This window comes from Roseibium sp. (genome assembly GCF_965233565.1).
In the GTDB taxonomy this organism is placed as follows: domain Bacteria; phylum Pseudomonadota; class Alphaproteobacteria; order Rhizobiales; family Stappiaceae; genus Roseibium.
In genome coordinates this window covers 3294983-3312394 of sequence record NZ_OZ247494.1, presented here as the reverse complement: position 1 = coordinate 3312394, position 17412 = coordinate 3294983, and the positions used below count along the sequence as shown (strand labels likewise).

General features: G+C 60.1%; 16 protein-coding genes. 13 read left to right on the top strand and 3 right to left on the bottom strand.

Annotated elements, in window-relative coordinates; translation table 11 throughout:
- The first annotated feature begins 170 nt into the window (after window positions 1–170).
- The 5 genes from ACO6TG_RS15345 to ACO6TG_RS15325 all read left to right on the top strand — a co-directional run bounded on the left by ACO6TG_RS15345 (window position 171) and on the right by ACO6TG_RS15325 (window position 6058).
- Window positions 171–683, top strand: coding sequence for an FxsA family protein (locus ACO6TG_RS15345; RefSeq protein ID WP_422373996.1), 513 nt, complete (start codon window positions 171–173; stop codon window positions 681–683).
- Between the two features lie 124 nt (window positions 684–807).
- The gene (locus ACO6TG_RS15340) at window positions 808–1839 is read left to right on the top strand and encodes an acyltransferase family protein (protein WP_422373995.1); all 1032 of its coding nucleotides are present in this window, start codon (window positions 808–810) and stop codon (window positions 1837–1839) included.
- Window positions 1840–1952: 113 nt separating this feature from the next.
- A complete protein-coding gene (locus tag ACO6TG_RS15335; protein ID WP_422373994.1) occupies window positions 1953–2420 on the top strand; it encodes a RidA family protein in 468 nt (155 codons plus the stop codon).
- Window positions 2421–2524: 104 nt separating this feature from the next.
- Window positions 2525–5509: a DNA polymerase I gene (gene polA, locus ACO6TG_RS15330; RefSeq protein ID WP_422373993.1), complete on the top strand. Its 2985-nt coding sequence runs from the start codon at window positions 2525–2527 to the stop codon at window positions 5507–5509.
- A gap of 81 nt (window positions 5510–5590) precedes the next feature.
- Window positions 5591–6058: a GNAT family N-acetyltransferase gene (locus ACO6TG_RS15325; protein ID WP_422373992.1), complete on the top strand. Its 468-nt coding sequence runs from the start codon at window positions 5591–5593 to the stop codon at window positions 6056–6058.
- Here the strand turns inward: ACO6TG_RS15325 and ACO6TG_RS15320 are convergent.
- Window positions 6042–6863 carry a cyclase family protein gene (locus ACO6TG_RS15320; protein ID WP_422373991.1) on the bottom strand — a complete coding sequence of 274 codons (822 nt, stop codon included), beginning with the start codon at window positions 6861–6863 and terminating at the stop codon, window positions 6042–6044. The genes ACO6TG_RS15325 and ACO6TG_RS15320 overlap by 17 nt on opposite strands.
- Before the next feature lie 67 nt (window positions 6864–6930).
- Window positions 6931–8034 carry a linear amide C-N hydrolase gene (locus tag ACO6TG_RS15315; RefSeq protein WP_422373990.1) on the bottom strand — a complete coding sequence of 368 codons (1104 nt, stop codon included), beginning with the start codon at window positions 8032–8034 and terminating at the stop codon, window positions 6931–6933.
- An 80-nt stretch (window positions 8035–8114) separates the two neighbouring features.
- Here ACO6TG_RS15315 and ACO6TG_RS15310 point away from each other — a divergent pair, with 80 nt between their 5' ends.
- Together ACO6TG_RS15310 and ACO6TG_RS15305 are read left to right on the top strand one after the other, a co-directional pair.
- Window positions 8115–8915 carry a LytTR family DNA-binding domain-containing protein gene (locus ACO6TG_RS15310; RefSeq protein WP_422373989.1) on the top strand — a complete coding sequence of 267 codons (801 nt, stop codon included), beginning with the start codon at window positions 8115–8117 and terminating at the stop codon, window positions 8913–8915.
- 334 nt (window positions 8916–9249) lie between these two features.
- Window positions 9250–10485: an ABC transporter substrate-binding protein gene (locus tag ACO6TG_RS15305; protein WP_422373988.1), complete on the top strand. Its 1236-nt coding sequence runs from the start codon at window positions 9250–9252 to the stop codon at window positions 10483–10485.
- A 67-nt stretch (window positions 10486–10552) separates the two neighbouring features.
- Here the strand turns inward: ACO6TG_RS15305 and ACO6TG_RS15300 are convergent, their stop codons facing one another.
- The gene (locus ACO6TG_RS15300) at window positions 10553–11461 is read right to left on the bottom strand and encodes a LysR family transcriptional regulator (RefSeq protein WP_422373987.1); all 909 of its coding nucleotides are present in this window, start codon (window positions 11459–11461) and stop codon (window positions 10553–10555) included.
- A gap of 159 nt (window positions 11462–11620) precedes the next feature.
- Between ACO6TG_RS15300 and ACO6TG_RS15295 the strand changes: the two genes are divergently transcribed.
- From ACO6TG_RS15295 to ACO6TG_RS15270, 6 genes are all read left to right on the top strand, one after another.
- On the top strand, window positions 11621–12664 hold the full coding sequence (locus ACO6TG_RS15295; protein ID WP_422373986.1) for a hypothetical protein: 1044 nt from the start codon (window positions 11621–11623) through the stop codon (window positions 12662–12664).
- Complete coding sequence (locus ACO6TG_RS15290) at window positions 12624–13817, top strand: MFS transporter (RefSeq protein ID WP_422373985.1); 1194 nt, start codon at window positions 12624–12626, stop codon at window positions 13815–13817. Before ACO6TG_RS15295 ends, ACO6TG_RS15290 begins: the two co-directional genes overlap by 41 nt.
- 112 nt (window positions 13818–13929) lie before the next feature.
- Window positions 13930–14160, top strand: coding sequence for a hypothetical protein (locus ACO6TG_RS15285; protein ID WP_422373984.1), 231 nt, complete (start codon window positions 13930–13932; stop codon window positions 14158–14160).
- A 77-nt stretch (window positions 14161–14237) separates the two neighbouring features.
- On the top strand, window positions 14238–14705 hold the full coding sequence (locus ACO6TG_RS15280; RefSeq protein WP_422373983.1) for a GNAT family N-acetyltransferase: 468 nt from the start codon (window positions 14238–14240) through the stop codon (window positions 14703–14705).
- Between the two features lie 116 nt (window positions 14706–14821).
- A complete protein-coding gene (locus ACO6TG_RS15275; protein WP_422373982.1) occupies window positions 14822–16348 on the top strand; it encodes a YifB family Mg chelatase-like AAA ATPase in 1527 nt (508 codons plus the stop codon).
- Between the two features lie 81 nt (window positions 16349–16429).
- Window positions 16430–17407 carry an ADP-ribosylglycohydrolase family protein gene (locus tag ACO6TG_RS15270; RefSeq protein ID WP_422373981.1) on the top strand — a complete coding sequence of 326 codons (978 nt, stop codon included), beginning with the start codon at window positions 16430–16432 and terminating at the stop codon, window positions 17405–17407.
- Window positions 17408–17412: the final 5 nt, after the last annotated feature.

Sequence of the window (17412 nt, the reverse complement as noted above, 5' to 3'; positions counted from 1 at the left end):
TCAATGTCTGTCAGCTTCCTATTTAGGGGGTTCTTGAACCAGCATCCAGACCCTGAAGCAAGACTGAATCTTTGCCAACCCTGTCTTTCCAAACGCAGCAGCTCGCATTTTTGTGACTGAATGTCTACCTTAGGTCATGAGTTGACAGCTTATCAGACCCTGGAGGTCCCGTGGGACTTTATATTATCGCCGCCATTCTTCTACTGCCCTTGATCGAAATTGCGGTGTTTATCTGGATCGGAGGGCTGATCGGCGTCCTGCCGACCATCCTCCTGACAGTGGTTACCGCCGTGGCAGGCACGATCATGTTGCGCCAGCAGGGGCTGTCGCTGCTGATGCGCATGCAGCAGGAACTCGACGCCGGTCGGTCGCCCGGCAACGAGGTGATGCAGGGCGCCATGATCGTTTTGGCCAGCATTTTCCTCCTGATTCCGGGATTTGTCACAGACGCTATCGGCCTGCTCCTGTTCATTCCCCCGGTGCGTGAAGCTCTGGCGCGCTTCATCATTTCGAAATCCAATGTGGTGATCGTGGAAGGCGGCCAGGGCGTGCGGCGGCCCAAGGAAGGCGTCGTCGATCTGGATGCGGAGGACTGGTCCGAGAAAAAGGATCCTGCCTCCGAAGGCGGCGGTCCAGCACAACTCAGCCCCTGGCAGGACGGCTCCGACAACGCAAAATCCTAGATTACGGGCCATGGTCACCAAATCGTGACATTGGCTGTATGCGTAAATTTTACCAGTTGAGGTTAGGTCTGCTGCTCGTTCTATGGAAAAATCCGGTCTGAAACCGGCGAGAAGGCAGCAGACAATGAGTGCACAGCGCGTCGATTGGGTGGACACCGCCAAGGGCATCTGCATCATTTTTGTCGTGATGATGCATTCGGTCCTCGGCGTCGAAGCCGCCGCCGGGGAAACAGGCTGGATGCATGCCGTGGTCGCCTTTGCCGCACCCTTCCGGATGCCGGATTTCTTCCTTATCTCGGGTCTCTTCCTCGCCAACGTCATTCAGCGCGACTGGAAACTCTATCTAGACCGCAAGGTCGTGCACTTTGCCTATTTCTACGTGCTCTGGATGACCATCCAGTTCGCGGTCAAGGCCCCCGTCTTTGCCGGCGAAATGGGCGCCATGGGGGCGCTGGAGTTCTATTTCCTCAGCTTCATCCAGCCCTTCGGTACGCTGTGGTTCATCTATATGCTGCCGATCTTCTTTCTTGTCTGCAAGATCGCCCATGACCGGGGTGTGCCCTGGCAGCTGATGCTGGCCATCGCTGCGCTTCTGCAGCTGGCACCGATCCATACCGGCTGGCTGCTGGTCGACGAATTCGCCTCGCGCTTCGTCTATTTCTACGCAGGTTACATCTTTGCGCCACAGATCTTCCGTCTGGCTGACTGGGCCCGCGAACGTATCTCCGTCAGCCTTCTTTATCTCCTTGGCTGGGGTGTCGTGAATGGCGGCCTGGTCTATCTCGGCTGGGCAGGGTTGCCCGGGGTCGCCCTTGCGCTCGGTGCGGCCGGGGCCGGGGCCATCATCTTGACAAGTGCGCTGATCGTCAAAGGAGGCCAGCTCGATTTTCTGCGTCATTTCGGCGAGAATTCGATCGTCATCTATCTCGCCTTCTTCTTCCCGATGGCCGTCAGCCGGATCATCCTGTTGAAGCTCGGCATCCTCGATATCGGCACGGCCTCGCTGATCGTCACAATTGTGGCCTCCGTCAGCCCGATGATCCTCTACTGGCTGATCGTCAAAACCAATCTCGGCTGGTTCCTGTTCAGACGGCCGCAATGGGCCTATCTCAGCGGCACATTCGGCAAGAAGCGGCAGGCCCAGGCAGCAGAGTGAGCTCCGCCTGAAGCCTGCGGACAGGAACTGTCCGCCGGTTGCGGGAGGCTTTGCAAATCGCATAGCCTGCGGTTCACCCGCCCGACGATATCCCGATCCGGAAGACGCCATTCATGAGCCAGATTGAAGACAAACTCCAGGCGATGGGCATCATCCTGCCCGACGCGCCGGCGCCGCTTGGCAATTTTCTGCCGTTTCTGATCGACGGATCCCATCTGCACATTTCGGGTCAAATCTCTGTCGGTCTGGACGGCAAGCCGATCACGGGGCAGATCGGCGCGGATTATTCGGTCGAACACGGTTACGAAGCGGCACGATTTTGTGCCATCAACCTCCTCGCCCGTGCCCGCGCTGCATTGGGAGATCTTGATCGTATCGAACGGCTCATCAAACTGGGTGGGTTCATCAACTCGGAAGCCGGCTTCTCGCAGCATCCCAAAGTTCTGAATGGCGCGTCTGATCTGTTTGCCGAGATCCTTGGGCCGGACAAGGCGGGTCACGTGCGCTTTGCTGTCGGCAGCAGCAGCCTGCCTGCCAATGCAAGCGTCGAGATCGAAGCCATATTCAGGATCACAGATTGAGCGAACGTAAGCTCAGGCACAATCAGTAACAGGGTCATTCTGAGCCGTGACGCTCAGCAAAATTGTTCTCATTTTACCCCTTCCCTCACAAGGCTTGTGCGGGCATGATCCGCGCCATGTCGACGCAAGATTCCTCCCCCGCCCTCACCACCGACGACCACCTGATCCTGGTCGACGGTTCCACCTTCATTTTCCGCGCTTACCACGCGCTGCCACCGCTGACGCGCAAGCCGGACGGGTTGCCGGTGGGGGCCGTTTCCGGCTTCTGCAACATGCTGTGGAAGCTGCTTCAGGAAGGTCTGACTCCGGAAGAGGGCGACGAGCCGACACATTTTGCCGTGATCTTCGATCATTCCGCCAAGACCTTCCGGAATGACATCTACCCCGAATACAAGGCGCACCGTCCGGACCCGCCCGAAGATCTGGTGCCGCAATTCGGCCTGATCCGGGAGGCGACCCGTGCCTTTTCCGTGCATTGCATCGAACAGGCAGGCTTTGAAGCCGACGACCTGATCGCGACCTATGCGCGCCAGGCCGCAGAGCAGGGCGCCCGTGTCACCATCGTCTCCGGCGACAAGGACCTGATGCAGCTGATCGGGCCCAAGGTCGGCATGATCGACACGATGAAGAACAAGATTTTCGGTGAGCCCGAAGTCTTTGAAAAATTCGGCGTCGGGCCGGACAAGGTCATTGAGGTCCAGTCGCTGGCCGGCGACAGCGTGGACAACGTGCCCGGCGTGCCTGGCATCGGTCTGAAGACCGCTGCGCTTCTGATCAACGAATTCGGCGATCTGGAAACACTGCTCGATCAGGCAGAGACTATCAAGCAGAAGAAGCGCCGGGAAAACCTGATCGAATTTGCCGAGCAGGCCCGCGTTTCCAAGGAACTGGTGACACTGAAACAGGACGTCCCGGTGGAGGTCCCGGTCGGCGACCTGTCTGTCACGGAAATGGATGGACCGAAAGCGGTCGGTTTTCTGAAGGCCATGGGCTTCAGCACGCTCACCAAACGTATTGCCGAGGAGACCGGTGCTGATCTCGCCGCGGTCGAGGCAACAGACTTCCAGGTGCCCGGCTGGGATGTGCCCGACCACAAGGGACGCCTGATGGAACGCGCGCCGAGCAGCACAGCGCCGGCCTCCCCGGGCGGGACTGGTGAGGCTGGAGACAGTCCGGACGGCATGATGGTGCCGCAGACCGTTGCCGATGCCCGCGCGGAGAGCATCCGGGCGATCCCGGTCGATTCCAGCGCCTATGAAACCGTGACCAGCCTCGAGCGCCTTCAGGAATGGTGCGACGCAGCCTTCGAGAAGGGCTATGTCGCCTTCGACACGGAAACCACATCGCTCGACGCCATGCAGGCCGACCTCGTTGGCCTGTCGCTGTCCACCGAGCCCGGCAAGGCCTGTTATGTGCCGCTTGCCCATGTCGATGGAGAAGGCGACCTCCTGGGCGGCGGCGGTCTGGTGGAAGGTCAGCTGCCATTGAAAGACGCGCTGGACGTGCTGAAGCCGATGCTGGAGGACCGCGCAGTTCTGAAAATCGCGCAGAACCTCAAATATGACTGGCTGGTGATGACCCGCTACGGCATCGATATCAGCCCGTTCGACGACACGATGCTGCTGTCCTACACGGTCGACGCCGGCAAGGGCGGCAACGGCATGGACGAATTGTCCGAACGCTGGCTCGACCACAAGCCAATCCCGTTCAAGGAGGTTTGCGGCTCCGGAAAGTCGATGATCACCTTCGACAAGGTGGCCATAGACAAAGCCACCGCCTATGCCGCCGAGGATGCCGACGTCACCCTGCGCCTGTGGTTGATCCTGAAGCCGCGATTGGCGAGCGACCGGATGGCGACTGTCTATGAAACCCTGGAACGGCCGATGGTGCCGGTACTGGCGCGCATGGAAAAGCGTGGTATTTCCGTCGACCGGCAGATGCTGTCGCGGCTGTCCGGCGATTTCGCGCAGGGCATGGCGGCGCAGGAATCTGAAATCTACGAGCTTGCCGGCGAAAACTTCAACATCGGCTCGCCGAAGCAGCTCGGCGACATTCTCTTCGGCAAAATGGGCCTTCCTGGCGGCAAGAAAACCAAGACCGGTGCCTGGTCGACCTCTGCCCAGGTGCTGGAAGACCTCGCCGCCGAAGGCCATGAACTGCCGTCGAAGATCGTTGCCTGGCGTCAGCTCTCCAAGCTGAAGTCGACCTATTCGGATGCACTTCCCGGCTACATCAACCCAACCACAGGCCGGGTCCATACGTCCTATGCGCTGGCAGCGACCACCACCGGGCGCCTGTCGTCATCCGAACCGAACCTGCAGAACATTCCTGTCAGGACCGAAGCGGGCCGAAAAATCCGCAAGGCCTTTGTTGCGGAAAAAGGCCACAAGCTGATCTCGGCCGACTACAGCCAGATCGAGTTGCGCGTGCTCGCCCATATGGCCGATATTCCACAGCTCAAGAAGGCCTTTGACGACGGGCTCGACATTCACGCCATGACGGCCAGCGAAATGTTCGGCACGCCGATCGAGGGCATGGACCCGATGGTGCGCCGCCGCGCCAAGGCGATCAATTTCGGTATCATCTATGGCATCTCGGCCTTTGGCCTGGCCAATCAGCTCGGCATCGCACGCGGTGAGGCGGGCGATTACATCAAGACCTATTTCGAGCGCTTCCCCGGCATCAAGGACTATATGGAAGCGACCAAGAAACAGGTGCATGCGAACGGCTACGTCACCACCATCTTCGGCCGCAAGGCGCATTATCCGGACGTGAACACAAAGAACCCGAATATGCGGGCCTTCTATGAGCGGGCGGCGATCAATGCCCCGATCCAGGGCTCGGCCTCCGACATCCTGCGCCGCGCCATGGTGCGCATGGAGGACCGGCTGACGGCGTCCAAACTCACTGCGCAAATGCTGTTGCAGGTGCATGACGAACTGATTTTCGAAGTCCCGGAGGGCGAAGTGGATGCCACCATTCCGGTGATCCGGGACGTCATGGAAAATGCCTGCGATCCGGCGCTGAAACTCTCCGTACCGCTGCAGGTCGATGCAAGGGCGGCGGACAATTGGGACGAGGCACACTAAGGGAGCCTCGCCCTGTTTCCGGCACAAAGACATGGCGCGCGCCTTTGCCTGCGGGAGTGGCGCCATGACGATGCAAAAGCCATGCATCGCTGGATCGGCAATGCCGAGGTCATGCGGCACCTGACCTGGGGAACCGAAAGCCTTTCGGAGACCGGGACTTATCTGGCATCGCTCATCGCCAGACAGCGCCTTCACCCCCGGAAGGAGTACTTCCTGGCCGTCGAAACGAGTGTGGACAGCGTCGTCATAGGCGATGCGGGGTTTACCTGGATCTCGCCCGGAACAGTGGAAATCGGATATTTCCTCGAACCTGATCAGTGGGGCAAGGGCCTTGGCCTGGAAGCGGCAAGGCTGATCATCGACCTGGCCACCGATCTCGGCGCAGTGACGATTGCGGCGACCTGCTTCAAGGACAATTGGCGCTCGGAGCGCGTGATGCAGGCCTGCGGCATGACCCGGCAGCCGCATCCGGATCCGAACGTCCTGAAATACGCCTTGTCAACACCGGGAAATACCGGTTCCCGAAAGCGCCTTACACCATTGCCATAACCCTGGACGGCCCTCCCGTGCCGCCGCGGTTCTTTGGCGCTCCGACGATCAAGGTGGCACCGCTGGCGGGCAGGGCATCGAGATTGGCGATGCATTCCAGGCCCCAGCGGTTGCTGGGCAGCCAGCTATAGTGAACGGCGAAATCCTTTGAGATGCCATGATCCAGCGACAGGCTGTCGACGGCGATGCCAACCACGTTGGCCTCTTCCATCAGCATTTGCGTGGCTTCCACGTGAAAGCCCGGGAAATGCATGACCCCGTCCGCATCGGCGTTGCGGAATTTGTCGCTGTTCACATGCGCATCCCAGCCCGAATTCATGGCCACGCAGGCGCCTTCCGGGATGTCGCCATGGGCCGCAATCCAGGCCTTCAGATCGTCCGGGGTGATCTGGGCATCCGGGTTTTGAGCCGCCTTTGCCTTGATATCGACAATGCAGAGCGGCGCGACCAGGTTCTCGACGGGAATTTCGGCAACGGACTGACCATCGGCCGAAAAGTGCAGTGGCGCATCCAGGTGCGTGCCGGTGTGTTCGTTGACGCGCAACTCGAACAGATTGTAGCCGTCCTTGGCGATGTCGAAGATCCGGCTCATTTCAAATTGCTGACCACCGCCGAAGGTCGGGAAGGTCGGGTGCATCTCGTGGGTCATGTCCGAAATCTTTGTCGGCGCCTGGGCCATGGCCGGCATGGCGCCGGTGAGGGAGGCAGCGGTCGCGACACCGGCGCCGACGGCGGTTGCCCTGAAGAAGTCCCGCCTGGACAGCATGCGTTGCTTGACGGACTGGATGACGCAGAAATCGCACATGAGAATTCCCTCCAATTGACAAGGCACAGGCCCGTTTCGGAGCCGGGCCTTGCCAATCCTAGCAGAATTACTCAGGCATGCAGCTCGCCGCTGCGATCAACCCGGCCGCGATGCCGCCTGCGATCTCGCGTTGGCCCAGATGGGCCGTCTGACGCATGGACGTGAAAACCTCCTCCAGACTGCCGGCAAGCTGGTCAGGGTCGAGCGGCTGCAGATTCTCAAGGTTCAGGTCAGCCGGCAGATCTCTCAAATCGGCGGCAACCGGTTGACCCCTGCAGGCAAGGTCCTGACCTGCCAGATCAAACACGTAGGTTTTTGCCATTTGCGGAACACGGAGACTGATCACCTGTGCCTGAGGCTCGAAAACCAGCTGCCAGCGCGTCTCCGGATTGGCCAGCCTGTTCAGAACACCAAAGGCTTCCGCGGACGTGATGCCTTTTCTGGCGTACCGGATGGCATTGGCGGCGATCGCAAAGCGGTCGAGACTGTTGTCCTCACCGGACCGCTGGCGTTCGGGAATGGGCATATCCCCGCCAAATCCCCGGTATTGATCGAGGTGAGCAAACGACACGTCGTAACCGGAATTTGTCAGCGCCGGAACCGGCAAGCCGGCGCCGGTGTTTACGGACAATCCGTCTGCCGTGGGCGTCACGACCGCCGCCTCACCCGTGCCGTCAAACAGGAAATAGTGGATCGGCACCAATCCCTTGATGCGGATCCTGTCCAGCGACGCCAGCGCCTCCTCCACCGACCCGGACGTGTCGAGCAGATACTGGATGAATTCAAGCTCGCTCAGGGCCGGCGCAGCCTGAGGACCGCCGTAGACAGCCGCCTCGTTCCACATGAGCGTAACCACCAGACCCGCACTATTCATGCCGGCCGTCGGCATGCCGGGCCCGATCTGATTGACGGTGAGGCTGCCGAAACGGGCCACCCATTTCGCCGGCGCCGCCTCCAAAACGGACTGACGCCGGATCTCTGCCGGATTCAAGATGAGATAGCCCGCGCCGGTTTCGGCAAAATCGAAATTGTAACTGAGCAGGGGCGTGGTCTGCGCCGGAAAGGCGACGGTGGAACAGGCCATGCCCTGGGTTACCGGGACAGCAATGGCAAGGCAAAACACCGCAAGGGCGCGGACCCGTTGTTTGAGCCGCCGAACTGGAACATCCATGGTTTCCTCGTATGTCATACGCTAATCTGAAGTTCAGACATGTGCCGTGGGTCCAGCGGTTCCAAGGAGGATTTCGCCAAGTGCAGCAAACATTCGCCAACAACAGACTTGTTCGCCAGATGCTGCTGGACCTGATCGCCCCCTTTCTGTCGCGGCAAAGCGTCCTGTTGCTCGCAACGCTCGCTGGCCTGGCCGGATTGGTCGGTCCTTTTGGCACCTATGACATCTTTCCACCCGTGCAGAGGCTGGTCTATTGGGCAGCGATTGTCCTCGGCACTGCCGGCATCGGCCACGCCGCGACATCCGGCCTGGAACGCGCTTTGCGCAGACAGGGTGTTCCCGTCTGGCTCGAACTGGCTGCAATCGCCTTTCTCGCGGCCGTGCCGGTCTGCCTGATGGTAGCCCTGATAAGCTTGACCTTCGGCTTCAACCCGCTTTCGGGTCATCTGCCGGTTCTATATCTGCAATGTGTTGCCGTTCTCGGCAGTATTGCCGTCCTGTTTCACCTGGCGGCGCCTTCTTCGGTCGCGGACACGTCCGAGGGGAAAGAGCAACGCGACGCCAGGCCCTTGCTGCTCGACCGCCTTCCGGTGGCCATGCGCGGCCGCATTCTGCGATTGAGCGCGCAGGATCACTACGTAGAGGTGGTCACGGAAAATGGAAAAGCCCTGATCGCCATGCGCTTCCGGGATGCAATCGCCGAAGCATCGCTGGAACCGGGCCTGCAATGCCACCGCTCTCATTGGGTGGCGCTGCATGCCGTTGCCGGGCGCATGCGCAAGGATCAACGGGCGGGCCTCGTGCTCAACGGCGGCACCTTTGTGCCCATAGGACGCACCTTCAGCGCCGCCGTAAAACAGGCACTGATGCAGGAGCAATAAAAGCGCCGGCAAATACGCTCCTGATCGAAAAGCGACAGCCCGGGTCACCTGCAGGCGCCGTTCGTAAGAGTTACTTTACGGCGCTTTTTGGCAAGAGCCTGGTTAAAATTATCGATACTTTGTTTTCATAAAATCATTTCAAGCCTTCTTCGACCCGGTATTGAGTACGAGATCAAAATTTACCTTTGAAGAAATTGCATATCTGCCATGTTTTTCCCAGATTAACTTGACCTGATTTAAATAATGCCTATTTGTGGCGCATCCCAGATATAAAACCGGTTTTGCGGAGGACAGCACCTTGGCAGTGCGCGCGGCTCTACTTGCGACTTTTTGTATGTTGGCATCTCTTCCGGCAGATGCGGAACAGCTGAACGTGTCGCTTATCGGTGGAGGCTACGGCCGCACGGTGTTCTTTGAATACGGGCAGCGTTTCGAAGCCGAGACCGGCATAGACATCAAGTGGACCGTCAAACACGACGCGGATTACAAACAAAGCCTCAATGGCTGGTTTGAAGGCACCGATACCCCGGATGTCATTCAGTGGCAGGGTGGCGAGCGCCTTTTTCAGTATGTACGGAAAGGCTGGGTCGAGCCGATCACGGATTTCTGGGTCGACAACGGTCTTGAGGCAACTTTCACACCTGCAATCCAGGAAACCGTTGCGTATGACCGAGAGGTCTACGGGGTGCCTTACAGCTTCTATCACTGGGGCTTTTACTACAAGAACAGCGTTTTCCAGTCCCTGGGGATCCGGCCTCCGCGAGACTGGGATGATCTGCTTTCCATGTGCTCGAAATTGCGGTCGGCCGGACTGGAACCGATTGTCATCGGGACCCGCTACCACTGGCCATCGGCGGCCTGGTTCGATTACCTCGATCTGCGCATCAACGGCATCGATTTTCATCGCTCCCTGACGCGCGGAGAAATCAGCTTCAAGGACACCAGGGTTCGGGTCGTCTTCGAACACTGGAAACAGCTTCTCGATGCTGAGTGCTTTATCGAGGCTGCCACCCACCGGACAATGAACTGGCGCGACCCGCTGCCCTATCTTTACCGTGACATGGCAGGGACCGGCCTGTTCGGCAACTTTGTCACCGGTGAAATGCCGCCTCGGTACCAGTCCGATTTCCGTTTCTTTCCGTTCCCGAAAATCAACGATGTTCCGCGGGCCGAAGACGCACCGACCGATATTTTCATTATTCCCGCCCGGAGCAACAACAAGGAAGCGGCCCGCAAGTTTCTTGCCTTCATGGCCCGCGCCGACATCCAGGAAGAGATGAACACGCGCCTGAAAACCATTCCGACCAACAGGTTTTCCGCCATCGCCAGCGACCCGTTTATCGAGGAAGGTTCCAAGCTGCTTCAAGCCGCCGACAGCGTCGCCCAGTTTTTCGATCGGGACACGCCGAAGGGGATGGCGGACAAGGCAACTGTCGTCTTCACGGACTTCATGGAAACGGGCGACATTGACGCGACGCTGGCAGAGTTGGAAGCCGCGAGACGGCAATTCTACCGGGAAAGCACCACGGCAGCTCTTTCCGAGCCGTCCGACCTAACCGTGATCGACTGAGCTCCGGCTCCCTGCTGGCTCAAACTCCATTTTCAAGATGCAGGCCCGCGCTGAGCGGTCAGGTGCTTCAGACCACCCTCAGGTCCGGCGATTTCTTGCCTGCAAGGGCAGATCGCGGCGCGATCGCATTCTGAAGCAGGTCGTTGAGATGCTCTTCCAGGTAGTCAACGATCGGCGACTGGGAGGTCGACTGGGTGTAGATGGCAAGTTGGGTGGCCGGCAGTTTCGGGAAACCGTCCTGCTCCTTGAGCAGTTTCACACCTTCCTGGATTGCGCCGGAGGGCAGACAGCAGATGCCGGCTCCAGACAGGACCGCGACCTGTGCCGCCGCGACACTGGTCGTCGTGATCCGCTCATACCACTGACGTCCGGCGCGGGCGAGCGCGCTGAAGGCGATCTCCCGGAACGGGCAGGGCTCGGGGAACAGGATCAGCGGCAACGGGTCGGTCAGCTGGCAATCGTCACTAACCGCCCAATGAAGCGGTTCTTCCACCACGCCGTCCGGCAATGTCTTGGATCCGGTGACGAGCGCAATGGCCAGGTTGATCTCGTTGTTGGTAAGCATCTCGTGCAAGGTGGCACTGTCGGCAACCGTCATTTCCAGTTTCACATTCGGATGAATGCGCACGAAATTGCAGAAGATCGACTGCAACTGGCCTGTGGCATACCACTCCGGCAGGCCGACATGCACGGTTCCGGTGAGTTCCGGCGCCGACAGGCGCAGCCGCGCCTCTTCATGTGACCGCAGGATTTCTGTTGCGTGCTGATACAGGATCCGGCCGGCCGGGGTGAGGTTCATGGTACGCGCATTGCGCTCGATCAGCGGCTTGCCGACCCGGTCTTCCAGCCGGCGCAACTGTGTGCTGACACAGGGCTGTGTCCGGTTGAGCTTGGTTCCCGCATGCGTGACATTGCCGGCTTCGGCAACAGCGACAAAGGCTTCCAGCAACTCAATGTTAAAACGGCCGATTGTCACGTCCCTGCCTCCGTTCCAGCGCTGTCTCCTGTTGGATTGTCCTGCCCTCCAGCGCGCGGCAAGCATAACGTTCCATTATGATGCGCTTCAATTATAAATTTAGGAAAGAGTGAAAAATCCCGTAATCCGGGAGTCTCCTTGTCAAAACGGGTATCCGCCATGACGTTAGCGTTTTCCTTTGACCAGCCGGTGCAACGGCCCGACCAGCAGCCGGTTTTCTCAAAAATCTCCTTGCAGCAAAAAGTTCACCTGGCCATCGCCGCACATACCGAATTCAGTCTTGATCGCATCCTGACCCAGGACAATCGGGTGAAATACACCAATGCCGGGTCCAGAGAGACGTCAACGGATCATCTGGACGAAGTGTTTCATCTGATGCGGCAGCTCAATGAAGGCGGGATCGCGTCAGATACTCTTGGCCGGCTGAGGGAGGACGGGCGGTCTTTCCGGGACGCGCTTGAAGACAGCTGCGCCCGCGTCGCAAAGGATTTTTCCGGCAGACGCCTGACTTATGTCGAACTTGGTCCTGAACCCGTGAAAACGGGCTTCATCCTCAAGACCCTGATCCGCATGGGTGTCACCATAGACCGTTATGTCGCTGTTGATATCAATCCGAAGTCAGCCGACCCGATGAAAGCCGCGCTTGAATTGATCCTGCCCGGCACGGAGCTGACCTTTGTGACGGCCTCCTTCGAGGATGTGCACCTTGCGGATATCATTGGTGAAGCAGCCCCTGCAGCGCTGATCACCATGCTGGGTTTTCAGGAAGGCAACGATGATCCGTTCGTCGTCAACGACTGGCTTGCCGGAATCGCTCGTCCGGGAGACCTGCTGCTGTCGGAGAGCCAGCTTCACCAGACGGGACAGGTCGACAGGATTTCGAGTTTCTATGCCCATCCGGCGATGCAACGTTTTTCCCGTATTGCCTTCGAGCAGGCTGTCGACCGCAATTTGCCGACACTTAACCGTTTCTTTTTGCTGCCGGTTTCCTTTCGCGACGGGCAAACTGCGCAAGTGGCTATCCTGGCAGAGGAATTTGCCGGTTCAATCAATGCAAGAAACTTGCATGTCTCCAACTTCTGCCTGAAACTCACTCTCGAGCAGTACCGTCACTACCGTGAGGAGAGTGGCCGTTTCACGATCATCGGCGAGAGCGCAACGGATGACCAAACACTTCACTTCCAGCTCTCCCGCCGGATATGAGATGAACCAGCGGCAGACCCGGGGACTGACCGCCGCGGGCCTTGCCATTGTCGCCGTCACCTACGGGCTCGCGCGGTACTGCTTCGGCCTGTTTCTGCCGGATATCCGTCTCGAATTCGGATTAACGCCGGAACTGGTCGGTCTGATCGCAGGCCTTTCCTATCTGGGATATCTGGCGGCGACCTTTGCCGGTTCGTGGTTGTCGACCATGTTCGAGCCGCGCCTGCCCATTCTGCTGGGTGGTTGTGCCGCCGCGGCTGGCATGGCGCTGATCGCCTGGTCGCCCACTCCGGCCTTTCTGGCGCTCGGCGTCTTCATCGCCGGTACGAGCCCGGGCCTTGCCTATCCGCCTTTTTCCGATGTGATCGTGCGACACACGGAGCAAAGCCGCCAGAACGTGGTCTATGCCTGGATCAATTCCGGCACGGGTTTCGGGGTCGCCTTTGCCGGCCCCCTTGCGCTTTATGCCGGTGGCGACTGGCGACTGGCCTGGCTGGTTTTTGCCGGCCTGGCGCTTGTTATCACTTTCTGGAACGGCTTTACGTTGCCGCGGCGGAGCCCCCATCTGGAAACCGGCCCCAGAAAAGTTTCGCTCTGGATCCTGCTGGAGCGCTCTGCCCGGGCCCTCTTCATTTCCTCCTTCCTGTTCGGCATCGTGACGGCCGTTTACTGGACCTATGCTGTCGATCTCCTCACAACGCTGACCGGCAACCCGCGTGACGCCATCCTGTTCTGGATCGTGCTCGGAATTGCGGGCGTCACGGGCTGTTTTGCCGGCGGGCTGGTTAACCGATGGGGTCTTGGCCGGGCATACAAGCTCCTGGCGTTTCTCGTCGGCGGCGCCATTGGCACGTTGCCGCTGCTGGCCGCCAGCACACTCGGCATGTTTTTGTCCGCGGCCTGTTTTGGTGCAGGTTTCATCGTCATGACGGCCCTGTTCGGCATGTGGAGCATGCGGATCTTCCGGGCCGCACCCTCCATCGGCTTCGGGTTCACCTTCTTTCTGATCTCACTGGGGCAGGGCGCCGGGCCGGTGCTGAGCGGTTTCCTGATACCGGTCACCGGGCAATCCATGCTGTTTTTCGGCGCCGGGCTGATCTGCTGCGCACTGGCCCTGGTGAACACGGCGAGTGGAAGACCGGCTCCGGCATAACAGGTGGTTATGGTGGGATTTACCCACATAACCGCTATTTGCTGGCATTTCCCAAAAATTGCATGCATGGTTGCAGCACGCTCTGATTGATTGAAGAATTGTGAACGGATCCATGATTATCGCCCAAACCGCCGCCAGAGGCAGCCATCTCGACATGGAATTGTGCCGGGCCATGTTTGAAAAAGACCCGGACCGGCTGCTCGAGCTGGTGTCGGACTGGCTGGAGGCCAACAGGCTGTCGCCGTCCGAGGATTTCGAGGTTCCCGCCTATCTCGACAAAGTGCTCGCCCACGCCGACAGGCCCTTTGAGCGCAAACGTGACCTGCGCGTTCTGGTGTCGTAAAGCAAGGCGCAAAGTAACTTTATTGTTCTCCGCTTCGTCGTCCGACGGGCGTTCCAAACTGGTGTGTTGTTCTCGCGATGATTGTCCGTCCGGCTGTGTCTGCCGACGCCATGGCCATGAGCCATATTCTCTCTGAAATTCTGCACTCCTGGCAAAGCGATCGCCCGGGAGATCCAGGGCACGTGCTGGCACATTATGTCGAGCACCCGGATTCGGTTGCCTGCACTGTCGCGGTCGCCCCAGACGGCGGTCTGAAAGGGTTCCAGTCCCTGAAAATCGCCAGGCCGGCAAACGACTACGATGTCCCGGCGGGGTGGGGCATTATCGGAACCTATGTCAAACTGTGCTCTGGCCGCACCGGCATCGGCAAGCTACTGTTTACCCGGACACTCGATGCAGCAAAGCAGGCCGGCCTGACCAAAATCGACGCGACCATCGGCAAATCCAATCTGTCTGGTCGCGGCTATTATTCCGCCATGGGCTTTCGAACCTGGCGGGATCTGCCAACGGCAACGGGCAAGTGCCTGACCCTCGTGCCGAGTTGAACAGTTGGCGCATCTCGTCTGAAACGAGCAGCGGCAATCACATCGTTCCATCTTTGTTCTTGCTCGTATCATAAATATATGCTTGCCTGACCTGCATCTTCTGGTAGAGGGCAATCATGGTCAGCCGGGTCACAACGGTCGCGTTTCAGGGCATCGAAGCCGTGCCCGTGGATGTTCAGGTTCATGTCGGCCCCGGTGCCGTTGCCTTCAATGTGGTCGGCCTGCCGGACAAGGCGGTCGCTGAAAGCCGGGAACGGGTGCGGGCGGCCCTGTCGGCCTCCGGACTGGCCCTGCCGGCCAAACGGGTCACCGTCAATCTGGCACCTGCGGACTTGCCCAAGGAAGGCTCCCATTATGACCTGCCGATCGCACTTGGCATCATGGCCGCCATCGGCGCCATTCCGGCAGAATTCCTGGACGGATATGCGGTTCTTGGAGAACTCGGTCTTGACGGTACGCTGGCACCGGTCGCCGGTGTCCTGCCCGCCGCAATGGGGGCAACGGCGCTCGGCAAGGGCCTGATCTGTCCGCAAGCCAGCGGCAGCGAAGCCGCCTGGGCCGACGCGGACATGGACATTCTGGCGCCGCGCTCGCTGATCCAGCTCGCCAACCATTTCAAGGGCACGCAAGTGCTCACCCGCCCGGTGGCGCGCCTGCAGGGTGATCCCGGTCCCTTGCCGGATCTTGCCGAGGTCAAGGGCCAGGAGACCGCCCGGCGCGCGCTGGAAATCGCCGCGGCAGGTGGCCACAACCTCCTGATGACCGGACCGCCCGGTTCCGGCAAGTCCATGCTGGCGAGCCGCTTGCCCTCGATCCTGCCGCCCCTCACCCCGCGCGAGCTTCTGGAAGTCTCGATGATCGCTTCACTCGCCGGGGAACTGGCAGAAGGCAAGCTGACCGACCGGCGGCCGTTCCGGGCACCGCATCACTCCGCCTCCATGGCCGCGCTGGTGGGCGGCGGTCTGAAGGCCCGCCCGGGTGAGGTTTCCCTTGCCCATAACGGCGTGCTGTTTCTCGACGAGTTGCCCGAGTTCAATCCGCAGGTGCTCGACAGTCTGCGCCAGCCACTGGAATCGGGTGAAGCCGTGATCGCCCGGGCCAATCACCGGGTGACCTACCCGGCACGGATCCAGCTGGTTGCGGCCATGAACCCCTGCCGCTGTGGTCATGCGGGAACCCCGGGCCACCAGTGCCGGCGCGGTGAGCGCTGCGTCACCGATTATCAGGCCCGGGTCTCCGGCCCGCTGCTCGACAGGATCGATGTCCGGATCGAGGTGCCGGCCGTCACCGCAGCGGACCTGATCGGTCCGGCGGCCAGTGAAAGCTCCGCCGATGTTGCGAAACGTGTCGCCGCCGCGCGCAAGATCCAGGAAGACCGGTTCTTCAAACTGGGCCTTGCCTGCCGCACCAACGCCCAGACACCGGCTTCCGCTGTCGAGACAATCACCCAGCCGGACGACAAGGGTCTTGCGTTTCTGCGCGACATCGCCGAACGCCTCGCCTTGAGCGCCCGCGGCTATCACCGGGTTCTGAAACTGGCCCGCACCCTTGCCGATCTCGACGGTCTGGAGCAGGTCGGGCGCATTCATCTGGCGGAGGCCATGAGCTATCGGGGGCAGGACATGACCCGGCGCGCGGCGTAAGACTTTGTTTTTGATGGAGGAGATCCGTCATCGACGGTATGAAGTCCTCCTCTCGGATTGAACTTTCAGAAAGTGTCCAACTTGAGCGTCGATGATCAAATCAAGGAACGCGCCAGGGGCTGTCTCCTTGGCCAACTCACCGGTGATGCCCTCGGATCTGCGGTGGAGTTCAAGGATTCCTACGAAATTGCTGACCGTTATCCGGATGGTGTCCGGACACTCAAGGATGGCGGGACCTGGAACCTGATTGCCGGACAGCCAACCGATGACAGCGAGATGGCGCTCGCGTTGGCGCGCAGTCTGGTGGCGGCCGGCAGGTTTGACACCAGGCTTGTCGCTGACGCCTATGTGCGCTGGTTGCAGTCAGACCCCTTTGATATCGGCTACACCACCTCTAGCGGCCTTGAGGCTATCTCGGCCGGGCGCCGTGCAACCTCGGGAAGCCAGGCCAACGGTGCCTTGATGCGCATCAGCCCGGCAGGCATCTTTGCAAACGCTGATCCCGGACTGGCCGCCAGGATCGCAGCGAAGGATGCTCTTCTGACCCATCCTCATCCGGTCTGCCAGTCTGCAAATGCGGCCTATGCCGCCGCGATTGCGATCGGCATTGCAGGTGGTGACAGTGCGGATATGTGGCAGGCCGCCCATGAGCATGCGGCGTCAGGTTCGAAATACCGGTCAGGCGCAGCTCCGGTTCGGGATCGCCTGGAAGCGGCTCGTCGCGGCCCGCCCGAGGACTTTCAAAATCAGATGGGCTGGGTGCTGACGGCCTTTCAGAACGCGTTTTTTCATCTGCTGTCAGGTGGCGCACTGGAGGACGTGGTTGTCTGGACCGTTGGCAGCGGTGGCGATACCGACACAAATGCGGCAATTGCGGGCGCCTTGCTGGGATCGTTGCAGGGAGAGGGCAGCATTCCGGCGCAATGGCGCGATGCCGTCCTGTCGTGCCGGCCCGATGAAAACAGCGCCACCGCACATCCCAGACCGGAGGAATACTGGCCTGTTGATGCACTTGATCTTGCCGACAGACTGGTAGGCATCCGGGCTGCTTCGGCCTAGCAGGC